This is a genomic window from Paraburkholderia sp. A1RI-2L, assembly GCF_048957375.1.
In the GTDB taxonomy this organism is placed as follows: Bacteria; Pseudomonadota; Gammaproteobacteria; order Burkholderiales; family Burkholderiaceae; genus Paraburkholderia.
The window spans coordinates 93,677-105,682 of sequence record NZ_JARBTA010000006.1 but is presented as its reverse complement, the minus strand read 5'-3'; the positions used below and the strand labels follow the sequence as shown (position 1 = coordinate 105,682).

The window sequence follows — 12,006 nt, the reverse complement described above, 5'->3', positions numbered from 1 at the left end:
CTTCGTCCAGATTTCCGGTGAAAGTGTAAAAACCATGTCTAAAGCCGAATTTCCCGCTATCACACGCAAGGTTCCCCTCGCGAAGATCGCCAAATTTGCGAAAAAACTGGACGGGCTGACGGCTGAGCTGCGCGAGCAGATTCTCACGCCGAGGCCCCGAAAGGCGCCGCCAAACTTTACGACTGCCGAAGTGGCAGACCTGTGCGGCCTGGACCGAACCAAGCTTCACTACCAAGCGACGCGGGAAGGAAGCGCGTTGCCGCCGGGCGTTGCGCACGGCACGGGCCGTAGCCGCCTGTTCACCTTGGCCGAGGCGCGTACCTACGTACAACAGTTGTCGGAAATCTATCAGTCGCCGCTCGTGACTGGTCGCGATGCCGACGGCAAGATTCTTCTGGTTGCCAACTTCAAAGGTGGGTCGACGAAGACCACGACGACGATGTGCATCTCGCAAGGGTTGTCGTTGCGCGGACGGAAAGTGCTCGTGGTTGACTTGGACCCGCAGGCTTCCCTGTCCGAACTCTGTGGACTCTATGCCGAGAACGAGGTCGACGAGGATTCGACTGTTCTGCCTTTTATCTATAACGAGGAGATGGAGGGCGGACTGGAATCTGCCATCAAGGAAACTTATTGGGACGGCTTGGATGTAATTCCCGCGCATCCATCGCTGTTCAGTGCTGAGTTCTTCATCCCCTCGATGCTTAAGACTCGCCCGAGCTATCAGTTTTGGGCAATCCTGCGGAAAGGCCTGGAGCCGCTGCGCAAGAAGTACGACTACATCATTCTGGACACAGCTCCCTCCCTCTCCTATCTCACATTGAACGCGTTGATGGCGGCTGATTCGATGGTGATGCCTTTGGTGCCGGAGAGCCTGGACTTCATCAGCTCGGTATCGTTCTGGGGACTGTTTTCAGATATTGCCGCGAACTTCATGGAGAAGGAGTCAGACAAGGTCTACGATTTCATCTCCGTCATTTTGTCGAAGGTCGATACAAGCCCGACGTCGTCAGCACCCATCGTTCGCTCGTGGACGCAACGCGCCTACGAAGACTGGCTGACCACGACCGAGATTCCGGCGAGTTCGGTGATGAGCAACGGCGCGCTTGCGCTCTCGACAGTGTTTGACCTCAGCAAATCCGACGGGGTCTCAAAGACGGTGCAGCGTGTGCGCCAACCGCTGGTTGAATACTGCAGGTGGATTGACAACATGTACGTCGACGAATGGAGTCTTGCGCAATGAGCAGTATTCGTGACCGTATGGCTCTACAAACCGCCAACCTCCGAAAGACGTCCTCAATCTCTGATGATGAGATGGACGCGACTAAGCCCGTGGTTGAGAAGCCGAAGACAGGGCCTGGGATGGCAGGAGCCTTGGCAGCCGCACAACTCAAAATTCAAGAGTTAGAAGCGAGTGGTGGCCAGGCCACGATTCCCGTTGCGGAGGTTGTGCCTAATCCATGGCAACCGCGGCGGATTTTTGTCGAGGCCGAGCTTTCGGATCTTGCCGAGTCTATTCGCGAAAAGGGGTTGGTTCAGCCGGTGGCGGTGCGGCGCGTTGATTCCGGCTACCAGCTGGTTGCTGGCGAGCGGCGATTGCGTGCGCACAAGATGTTGGGCATGGAGCAAATCAAGGCGGTCATAGTCGAGTGCTCCGATGAGGACATGGTTGTTCTTGCGTTGGTAGAGAACATCGGGCGGTCCAACCTCGCCGACTATGAAATTGCGATTTCGCTGCGTCGTGCGGAAGCAGAGTTTCCGAATCGAAAGCGGCTCGCTGAGTCCCTCGGTATGTCTCGCACGGGACTTTATCAATTTTTGGCGTTCGATAAGCTGCCTGATTTCATTAAGGAACAATTGGACTTGCAGCCCGCGCTGCTTGGGTGCAATGCTGCAGAAGAAATTGTGTCGGCTATCAAAAAGCATGGCGCTGCGGGTCTGGCTGCGGCAAAGGACCTGTGGTCGGACGTTGTCAAAGGCGAAATTCTCCAGGGGCGATATGCGGCCGCGATCGTAGCGCAGGCCACCCGTCAGGGTTCGAAAGCGGAGGCCCGTGAGCGGAGCATCGCGAAGTTCTTTTCGGGCAAGGAACAGGCCGGTAGCATTACGAAGGACGTGAACTCGTTCACCGTAAAGATCAAAACCGGGTCGCTTAGCGAGGCTCAAGAGACTCGAATCCGGCAACTTATCAGCGAGCTGTATAGGGAAGAACCAAGCGCGCAGCAGTAATCGAACCTATTGGACAGAAGCCCGCAACTATGCGGGTTTTTTTTGTCCCCAAAGCGGGGCGCCCGTAACACTAGATCGGCAATACGGGAAGTTACAGGCAGGTTCGGAGAGTGCGTGCCCGCGAGGCGTCGATGCGCTCGACCTCCAGACAGCGCCACGGCACGGACGACGTCGTGCTGTGTCAGTAGTACCGACACTGCCGCCCTTCGTTGCGGCCTGACCCGCATTGCACGTTGTGCCTCGAGCGGACGTCGAGGTGTCACTATTACTGACGCGCTGAACCTCCAGACAGCGCCACGGCACGGGCGACATCGTGCTGTGTCAGTAGTACCGACACTGCCGCCCTTCGTTGCGGCCTGACCCGCATTGCACCTTATGCCTCGAGCGGACGAGGTGTCAGTATTACTGACGCGCTGAACCTCCAGACAGCGCCACAGCACGGGCGACATCGTGCTGTGTCAGTAGTACCGACACTGCCGCCCTTCGTTGCGGCCTGACCCGCATTGCACGTTGTGCCTCGAGCGGACGTCGAGGTGTCAGTATTACTGACGCGCTGAACCCCCAGACTAGCGCCACGGCACGGGCGACGTCGTGATGTGTCAGTAGTACCGACACTTCGGCCCATGTTCACGACGCCTGCAGGTGGGGTGCCGCCTGAAAGAGAGCAGGCTGAAACACGGCCTGACTGTTTGGGAGACATTCCGTCGAATGGACCATGTGACTGAAGAAGACGCGAAGCAACTCAAACGCCAGTATCCATGGCCTCCGGCAATCCCGTCGTCCTGACTTGATGCCGCACTTGAGGTCGACCGCTGGGCGCGCCGGAGGCCTGCCCGCCTAGTACATTGCTGTCCGCCGAAGACTACTACAATGCGCCGCCTTGGCCCTCGCCGGTACGGTGTCCGCGACGCCATGCGGGCCCGTGGAGCGTTTGGCTTGGCGTATCAGTGATCCGCCGGTTCAGCGCGCCGGCAACTTGGCAATGCTGTCGTTGAAATTGACCGGAGAAGGAGATGCCAGCATTTACCGTGAGCCGTGCAAGACGATCTGCCCGTCGTTTAGCAACCTGATTTGCGCGGGGGCGGATCGGGCCGGGCGGCCGAGATGCCTCGGTACTGTCTTGCACGCGGAATGCGGGTGCGAATCGTGGTGTCGGCCCGGAAGTGATCGTCTTGCGTGAAGCAGGACATATCTTTCATCAAGCCACCACACCAGCATCAACTAATGACCTCGAGGTGACGTGCACCGTCCGGCACCGCATCGACCACCAGTCGGCGGTCGAAGGTGGCCAAGGCGCCCTCATGCAGGCGCGCGAGCGCGAGCAGGTACGTGTCGGTCCTCTGGTCGGTCGCGAGCATGCGGTTCGCGTCGACGTGCTTTTGATCGAGCAGGTTCAGATCGTCAGGCCAAAAGATGTGGCCAGCATGCGCGCGCAGCTTTGCGACGAGTGGCGCGACCGTGGTCGGCGTCTCCAGTGTGTTCGGGTAGCGTGGATTGCAGATGATGCGCACCACCACGCCGTTTTCGGTCAACGGGCGGGTTGCCCAGGCCGCGTAGCCGAACTTGCCGAACGATTCGTGCGCAGCCTCGTGCTGTACGTGACCGGCGTCGAGCAGAGCAATCAGAACATTGATGTCAGGCAGATACGTCATCAGGGCGCCTCGTCGCGCATCTGGTTGACGGAATTCGGGCATGACGGTACCGGCCGTGTGCGCATTTGGCAATACCGGCAGGCCGTTGCGTGTGGTGCTTGCGACTGAGAGGCGCTGCAGCGCCGAACGGGCGAGCTGCGAGATGACGCGCCGATGGACATGTGCGCGCAGTCGGCGCGCGCGGGCGTGGGCGAGCACGTGGCCATCCATATCGACGGTGGTTCGCATAGAGGGGCCTCCTTAGATATCCGGTTGTTTCACCCCCGTCAGGACCGTCCTGTTCGCATCAAGCATCATTCAGGACTCCTTCTGACATGGGCTGCGTTCGCCGGTAATCCGCGATGAACCACAAAGACCGGTTGTTGAGCTCCGCCCTAGGCGGCACTTTGCGAAACCTGATCGCGATGAGGGCCCAAGAAGGCTAGGGAAGCTTCAGGCGAAAATCGGCCCAATCTGCCGTTCCCGTGAAACATTCCAGGGCCCATGCCGCCTCGGCGAAAATCCTTGCCTGGCAAGGCTTGCACAGTGATCTCCGCGGAATGTTTCACGAAAACAGGGTGTCGGCGCGTGGCCCGATCGCCATTTCGCCCTTGACCGATGAGCGACAGTGCTTTTGTCCCCATTCGCCCGCACGCTGTATCAAAAAGAACGTAATCTGTATCGTTTCCGCGCGTCCATGTGTGTGGTGCATGATCGCTGGCTACCGGTCTGCGGAAACTGCCGATGGGACGGGCGAACTTGCCGCGGCCATCACATGACCAGCTCCGGCAGAGGAACATTGGTCGGCGCGCGCCGTCTTCAACGTTACCAGCCGCCGCCGCCTTGCCGGCGGACTGGAAGAGCGCGGGAGCACTTGATATCCATTTCACATAATGAGAAACAGTTTGTAACCGTTCCACGATTTGAACAGGTTCTTCCTCAGACTATTCGTGTCGTTGAAGTCTTGGGGGAACCAGCGATGGCCTTGTCGAAATCGCAGAGAGCTGCCTTGGCTCCTGGTCGTCTGGCCGAAGTATTGAGCGCCTACGCGGATCGCACTTTCACGTTCCCGCTTGTCGCGCTGGTGTTAATTGCGACGATCTGGGCAGCTACGGTTCAACGTATTCACGACGAAGGTGAGCAGGCCCGTACTGCCGCGGCCGTCACGAGTTCACAGCTGGCCAGCGCCTTCGCGGCGCACATCGCAAAAACTGTTCACGACGCCGATGTAGTCGTGCAGTGGGTCAAGTATGAGTACGAGCGCTCGCCGGCGACATTTTCGCTCTCCGACTACAAGGAGCGAGGGCTTGTGTCGGCCGATACAGCGTTACAGGTAACGATCGTCGACGCGGCCGGACAGGTTGTGCAAACAACGACGCCGGACGCGCGCTCCGTGAACCTATCAGATCGGCTGCACTTCCGGGTTCATGAGAAACGGAACATTGGGCTCTATATCAGCCAGCCAGTGCTCGGACGCGTTTCGTCACACTGGACCCTTCAGTTCACCCGCCGACTCAATCATCTTGACGGTTCATTCGCAGGGGTGGTCGTTGTCTCAGAAGATCCTAATTTTCTGACTGACGGGTTCTACAACCTCGATGACCTTGGGCTCCACGGGATGCTGTCTGTGCTGTCCTACAACGGCTATTTGATGTCCCGACTGGCGGGTGGGGAGCCCGCGTCGCCCAATGGGCCACCGGCCTCGGCCTATTCGGCAATGACCGGAGCGAAGGGAAAGATCGTGAAGGATCCCGTGGATGGCGTTCAGCGAGTAGTTTCATATCGCCATCTGCCTGCGTATCCCGTCTCCGTAGTCGCGGGCGTTTCGGCCGAAGACGCACTGACTCCGTATCGCCGAGCCAAGTTGCTCTACTGTGCGATCGCCTCCTTTTTGAGCCTGTCGCTTTTGGCTGCTGCTGCTTGGCAGGTGGTAGTGACCCGTCGATTTCGGAAACTGGCCGAGACGGATTCACTAACTGGGCTGCCGAATCGGCACCTCATGCTGCAAACGGCGCGCCGATGGATGCGCAATGAAGAACCAGGCATGGTAGGGCTCCTCTACATCGACCTGGATAACTTCAAGGCCATCAACGATACTTTGGGACATAAGGTTGGGGACGACCTGTTGCGTAACGTTGCCTTTCGTCTTCAAGAGTGTGCGGCCTCGGAAGATTTGCTGGCGCGGATAGGTGGCGACGAGTTCGCGTACGTCTTGCGAGGCGAGCACGCACTCGCGCACGCCGAACGCATAGCTGTCGATATCATTCAGGCGTTCAAACGTGTATTCGTCATGCGTGGGCACGACTACACCGTCAACGTCAGCATCGGTATTGCGTTGCATAGCGATTCGGATGACAGCGAGTTTGGACTACTGTCGAAAGCAGACCTGGCGATGTATGCGGCCAAAGAGCGTGGTCGCCAGGGCGCGGAAAGCCGGTTTCATATCTATACCCGTGACCTTTCTGATCGCGCGCTATCGCTGATCGAGCGACAGCAGGCGTTGCAATATGCAATCATCAATCGTGAATTTTTTGTGCTCTATCAACCGATCGTTAGCGTCGAAGGTACGCTACGCGGCGTCGAGGCGCTTGTCCGATGGAGGCATCCGCAGAAGGGCGTATTGAAGCCTGACCAGTTCATCCCGCTCGCGGAGTCCTCCAGTCTGATAGTGCAGCTTGGTGAATACGTCTTACGGCAGGCGTGCCGCGAGTTCCAGGCCTGGCAGGAAGCGAGTGACAACCGGCTCTTTCTGTCAGTCAATGTGTCGCCAGTGCAACTCGCCAGGGGAGGGTTGGCGCACACTATCAAGGAATGCCTTAACGAAAATCTGATGGATCCCGATCTACTGCAACTCGAGATAACCGAAACGGCGGTGCTTTCCGGAAGCCGCGAACTGCGATCACGGCTTCAGGATATTCGCCGACTGGGCGTGAAGGTTGTGCTGGATGATTTTGGCACCGGTCAATCATCGCTTTCGCATTTGACCTCGCAAACTGTCGACGGTATCAAGGTCGACCGGCAATTCACCGAGGCAGCGCCTGGTCAGAAGATGGCCGCAGCCCTAGTTGAAAATCTTGTTCGGCTTGCACGGGACGTCGGGCTATCACTGGTGGTTGAAGGTGTCGAGACCCGGGAGCAGGCGGCATGGTTATCGCGCTTCAAGGACGTGTCACTTCAAGGATACCTTTGTGGTCGTCCGGCGCCGATCACTGAACTTAAGGTAGGTCAGTAATGTTCGGCTCGGTGGTCGAAGAGTTACCCAATGCTCGCGCGAACGTCGTGTACCAACGACGTGAGAGGGGCGGGGCGGATAGCGTCATTTTGCGCCTGCGGGACTATGGCGAGGGACGCTTGATCCTCGAGCGGGTGATCTCCCGTCCGGATGACGTGAGTCTTACGCTCCTTCTACCGCTGCGCGGCGAGCGGGCGCTACAGGAATTTTCAGGCGCTGATCCGTGGGGCGACATTCTCGCGCCGGCCTACGATGCGATCAAGAGTACGTGCCTACAGGCGCTCAATGGGAGGAAGCGTCCGACACGGCGCATTCGATCCTTGAGCGTCGACGAAGTGCTGGAAAGCATGCCTGCCTGCACCAATGAATACGATCTGGCAGCGCTGCTGGATGACCTTTCCAGTTCGCTTGGTGCGGAACAATACTGCATCACCTGGATCGATTTCGATAGTCGTGGCGACAGGGCGGAGCATCGGTATCTCGTCGGATGCGATCCTGCTTGGATGCAGAAGTACGTCTATCGATCGGGCTACATGAATGACCCATTGCTCGAATATGCAAAGCGAAACGCATCTCCGGTAACGACATCTGATCTTCAAAACGGAGCGACCGAACACTGGTTAATTCAGGAAGCGCAGGGCCATGGTTTGTACAGCATGCTCACGTGTCCAGTGCACGAGCCCGCGAGATCGACATTAACAATTCTGCAGGCAGCTGTCGGGGCGAACTGCGCGGATGGCGATGGGATCCTTTCGCGCAATCAGAACAGGTGGCGTAGCGCCGCTGGCGCCCTGTCGGACTGGCGGCTAAATCAGCTGCGCGAGTTTGCAGCACAGTTTCAGCTCGTTGGTGATGAGTTGACCGTGTTGCGCGCCCTATTGCATTGGAAGGACAGCTCTGCAGAGACGATCGCTACCGCACTGGATATGCGTGCGCGCCACGTCAGGCAGGTCGTATATCCAAGAATTACCCGAAAAATGGGTGTCTCTCACATCAAGGAGGCAGTAACACTTGCCTTTAAATGCGGATTGATTAACTAAACAATTGGTCGCGCATATAGGGTTATCATATTTTTCAGACGTTGGGAATAGAAAATAGAAAGTGGAATTTACGCAGGCTTGTCGGCTAAATTGACTTCAAGTTTGCGAGCCGGTCCTTCTATTCCAGACGATGAAAACTACGATTCTCGCTCGATCGGTTTGCTTCACGGTAGCGTGCCTGCTGGTCGCTGGTGAGTCACGCGCAGCTCTGGGAGGTAAGCACGTGTACTGGTCGATGGTCACGTCATACCCTGAGGACACCGTATCAGGCCACGGTCTTCGCTCGTTCGCCGAACACGTCACAACGGAAACGGAAGGTTACATAGCGCCGCGCATCCAGTATCGGACGAGCAGACGCGCGGCACAGCTGGTCGACGACGTACGAGCGGGCGGTGTCGACGCAGCGGACATCTTCGGTGGCAATCTGGCCACGCTCGATCCGCTGTTCGAACTGTCAACGTTGCCATTTCTGGCGCGTAGCGAGGCGGACGCGAAAGCATTGGCGTGCATTGCGGAGCCGGCCTATCGTCGCGCGCTTGCGAAAGCCGGCTTGCATTTGCTGGTGGTGTCGCCCTGGCCGCCCACGGGTCTCTGGTCGCTCACGCCTCTCAAGAGCGCGAGCGATATCACGCATCTGAAAGTTCGTACCTATGACGAAACGTCCGCGACCGTGCTGGGCAATGTGGGTGCACAGGCGGCCAGTTTACCTATGGAGCAGGTCAAGTCGTTAGTCGGCGAGGGTGGTATCAATGCAGTGCTGTCTTCCGGGGATGGATCGGTCGGTGGCACCCTCGCCGGCATACTTCCGAATTTCGCTGCAGTTCGATACGCCTTCCCGGTTTCGTTTCTTGTGATGAGCGAGAGCCGCTTCATAGAGCTGTCGGCCCAGCGGCAGCGGCAAATCACAGCTGCTGCTCGTGGTGTGCAGAGTGCGGAATGGCAAGCACTTCCTGAACGGATGGCGACCAACTATGCGCACATGAGGAATAACGGCGTGGTCATCGAGGATCCGATTTCGCCAGAGCTGCGCGCGACGCTGCAGAACGAAGGCCGTGCTAGGGCGCGTGAGTGGCTGGGTAGAGTGGGGCCGGATGGTCAGGCTGTTCTTGATGCCTACATTAATCGTCAGACTGCTCCGGCCGGCACTGGGTGCCGATCGGAAGTGGTGGAATCCCTCGACGCGGCGGCCTGGGATGATTAAACGAGCCAGGATTGTTTTCGTTGTCGCCGCAGCGGAGACATATGCACTGGCCGTCATAATCGGAGCGGTACGCAACGCCGGAGCGCATTCGACGTTTTCAAGGATCGGTGGGGCTCCTACATCTTCGAGGGCGTCATCTGAAGTGAAACGAAGTGTGCTGCTCGAGGAATGGGGTGGTTGGTGATGATGCGATTTCAATTGATACGCATTTCGAAGTTACTGCGCCTGTTGATGTGGGGGGCGAAATGAATGAAAGGTCAATCGATCTGAACGTCGATCTCGGCGAAGGATTTGAGCATGACTTCGAGCTGATCAAGCTCGCGAGTTCGGTCAACATCGCCTGTGGCTGGCACGCTGGCGACCCTCTGATGATGCGACGGGTCACGACAGAGGCGATTCGACAAGGCGCCGCAATTGGAGCGCACCCGAGTTTTCCTGATCGCGAGAACTTCGGTCGCGCACCGATGTACCTCCCGGCTGACGAAGTTTATGCCGGCGTGCAGTATCAAGTGGGTGCGTTGGCGGCTGTCGTGGCGGGCCTCAACGGCCGCCTGGTGCACGTGAAGCCCCATGGGGCACTGTACAACATGGCTGAGGTAAATGACGAGCTCGCCTTCGCCATCGTGCGGGCGATAAAAGACTACGACCCGGGGCTGCTTATCTACGGACTCGCTGGTGGTCTGCTCGTCCGCCTGGCCCGTGAAGCGGGATTGCTTGCAGTTGACGAAGGCTTTGCCGATCGCGCATACACGCCGGAAGGCAGGCTTGTACCGAGATCGCAGGCGAATGCCGTGTTGGAAAGCGATGTAGCGGTGTGTCAGCAGGCGCTGGGCATGGTGCGTGATGGCCGGATCAAGGCAATCGATGGCCGTTGCATCAAAATTCAGCCAGGGACACTGTGCCTTCACGGCGACGGTGCCCATGCTGTGGCGTTTGCGAACCAGATCGGAGATGCCTTACGCGACGCCGGTATTGCTGTCAGGGCGCCGGACGCTGCGCGGCACGTTTCGGAGCACGCTTGAAAAGCGAGGCCGCCTAGAAGGCGAGATCGATTGCTTTCTTGACGAGCAACTGATCGACCTGACCGGAGTCGGCCGCACTTTGGTAAATGAGGGCGACCAGTTTGGATTTTTTCTCTGCGTCGATGGGACGCTTTTCAAGCGCGGTATCGACCGAGACGAGGACGCGGCACAGCATATGTTCATCGACAGCACCGTGGCGCATTACACGGGTCCCCGTCACTAGGTACAGGATGTCGAAGCCGCGCTGAGCGAGAGCCGCCAGATACCCGACATCGGGCAGACGCACGCCCTGTTCGTAGTTGAATTGCGCACGACGACTGGCACCGGAAATTGCATGCATCTCGCCTTGGGAGAGTCCGAGCCGTTCGCGTTCGGCAATAAGTCGCGAGCCAAAGGTTTCTGGCATAAATGTTCTTAAAATTGACAAATGGCACAAACGTGCCTATATTCTGCAAATGTGATCAAACTTGCTCAGTATAGAGGCGCTTGAATGGCACTCAAAACCCTGGAAGCGGTTCGGGATGAAATCGATCGATGCGGTGTCCCTGTATCAAGCTGAGGGAATCAACGCAGACGCCGCCCAATCTATCGTAAGCGGGGTGTTGCAGGAACGCACAAAGGCAAGTGAGGACATGCTCATTGTGCGGCCGCCCGTATCTGACGCAGTACCACCGAAAAGGAAGGGGTAGGCGACGGTGAGCGACTAAAGCGGCGACTTCAAGCGGGCTTCGTTGCTGAAGCTGACGGCACGAACTACGGTCCGCGCATCGCGGCAAACGCGCACGGCCTTCGCTGTTGGCATTGAGTGATCTCTATCGAAGGAGAGTGCAGTGCGAATCTTTAGTCGTTTTATATATAAAGCAATCCTACTTATATGATATGGATACCTGATTGAGATTGATGCGCCAATCGAAACGCTGTGCGCAGCCCATTTGTATGCGTATCACCCGTCGAAATCGCAACTCGCCGCTTCTTCGATCAGCCAATGCACTAGTTGGCCTGTCGCGGCTTCGTTCGTGCGCGTGGCGCTGGGCAGGAGAGATAGCAGGAAGGGCTCCCCGGGCCGATGGCGTGCCAGTGGGAACTGACCACATCGGAGGGCACGGAAATGGGCACAGTTTTTGGGTTGATTCAAAAGGGCGTGTGCGGACTGCTGTTGTTCGTGGCGGTGACGTCGCTCCTTGGCTTCGCGTACTGGTTGGTTGAGCGGCATTCATCGCCGCGCGAGCTGTTTGCGGTGGCGATCGTGGGTTTGGGTTGGGCCGCGATCGGCTGCGTGGCCTACGGGCGCGGTTGGCCGCGCGAGAAGCGGGGGGCGTGAGCCATGCAAAACCTCTTTGGATTTCGTCTTGCAAAGCGGGCCGCAATTGGCCTGTTGCAGCTGGGCGTGCTCGCCGATTGGGGCTGCGGCGGTCCGGGCTGGCTTCTCGAACACTACGTACGCTGGGTCGTCCAGCGGATGCAGTGGCTGTCGCTATCGGCCATTGTGCCGGCCGCTCTCGACCTGGGCGTGGGCGGTACGGCTGCAATGCGGGTGGCGCCCAAGTTGCCTGCGGTCGCAGTTGCCGTCGCCGAAGGCGTCGCGTATCGGCTCAGGCGCGACCGAGACGCCACATGAAAAGCCACCTCGCGTTTGGGCCCGCAACGGAGCGGT

Annotated in this window: 10 protein-coding genes; 8 read left to right on the top strand and 2 right to left on the bottom strand. The window is 58.3% G+C overall.

Annotation, left to right across the window (positions count from 1 at the left end):
* Positions 1-34: 34 nt before the first annotated feature.
* Positions 35-1,240: a ParA family protein gene (locus PWP93_RS35485; RefSeq protein ID WP_213309323.1), complete on the top strand. Its 1,206-nt coding sequence runs from the start codon at positions 35-37 to the stop codon at positions 1,238-1,240.
* Positions 1,237-2,226 carry a ParB/RepB/Spo0J family partition protein gene (locus tag PWP93_RS35480; protein WP_213309098.1) on the top strand — a complete coding sequence of 330 codons (990 nt, stop codon included), beginning with the start codon at positions 1,237-1,239 and terminating at the stop codon, positions 2,224-2,226. The genes PWP93_RS35485 and PWP93_RS35480 overlap by 4 nt, the downstream gene beginning before the upstream one ends.
* 1,217 nt (positions 2,227-3,443) lie before the next feature.
* On the opposite strand, the gene PWP93_RS35475 is transcribed toward PWP93_RS35480, so the two are convergent.
* On the bottom strand, positions 3,444-4,076 hold the full coding sequence (locus tag PWP93_RS35475) for a TA system VapC family ribonuclease toxin (RefSeq protein ID WP_421048173.1): 633 nt from the start codon (positions 4,074-4,076) through the stop codon (positions 3,444-3,446).
* 760 nt (positions 4,077-4,836) lie between these two features.
* Here PWP93_RS35475 and PWP93_RS35470 point away from each other — a divergent pair.
* The 4 genes from PWP93_RS35470 (at position 4,837) to pxpA (ending at position 10,352) form a co-directional block, all read left to right on the top strand.
* The gene (locus tag PWP93_RS35470) at positions 4,837-7,089 is read left to right on the top strand and encodes a bifunctional diguanylate cyclase/phosphodiesterase (RefSeq protein WP_421048172.1); all 2,253 of its coding nucleotides are present in this window, start codon (positions 4,837-4,839) and stop codon (positions 7,087-7,089) included.
* The gene (locus PWP93_RS35465; protein WP_213309095.1) at positions 7,089-8,129 is read left to right on the top strand and encodes an autoinducer binding domain-containing protein; all 1,041 of its coding nucleotides are present in this window, start codon (positions 7,089-7,091) and stop codon (positions 8,127-8,129) included. The genes PWP93_RS35470 and PWP93_RS35465 overlap by 1 nt, the downstream gene beginning before the upstream one ends.
* Positions 8,130-8,352: 223 nt before the next feature.
* Entirely contained in the window at positions 8,353-9,330 is a 978-nt protein-coding gene (gene dctP, locus PWP93_RS35460) for a TRAP transporter substrate-binding protein DctP (RefSeq protein WP_421048171.1), read from the top strand.
* Between the two features lie 245 nt (positions 9,331-9,575).
* Positions 9,576-10,352, top strand: coding sequence for a 5-oxoprolinase subunit PxpA (gene pxpA / locus PWP93_RS35455; protein ID WP_421048292.1), 777 nt, complete (start codon positions 9,576-9,578; stop codon positions 10,350-10,352).
* A 13-nt stretch (positions 10,353-10,365) separates the two neighbouring features.
* On the opposite strand, the gene PWP93_RS35450 is transcribed toward pxpA, so the two are convergent.
* A complete protein-coding gene (locus PWP93_RS35450; protein WP_213309093.1) occupies positions 10,366-10,758 on the bottom strand; it encodes a helix-turn-helix domain-containing protein in 393 nt (130 codons plus the stop codon).
* A 702-nt stretch (positions 10,759-11,460) separates the two neighbouring features.
* Between PWP93_RS35450 and PWP93_RS35445 the strand changes: the two genes are divergently transcribed.
* The gene (locus PWP93_RS35445; RefSeq protein ID WP_213309092.1) at positions 11,461-11,673 is read left to right on the top strand and encodes a hypothetical protein; all 213 of its coding nucleotides are present in this window, start codon (positions 11,461-11,463) and stop codon (positions 11,671-11,673) included.
* 3 nt (positions 11,674-11,676) lie between these two features.
* Positions 11,677-11,970: a hypothetical protein gene (locus tag PWP93_RS35440; RefSeq protein WP_213309091.1), complete on the top strand. Its 294-nt coding sequence runs from the start codon at positions 11,677-11,679 to the stop codon at positions 11,968-11,970.
* The last annotated feature ends 36 nt before the right edge of the window (positions 11,971-12,006 follow it).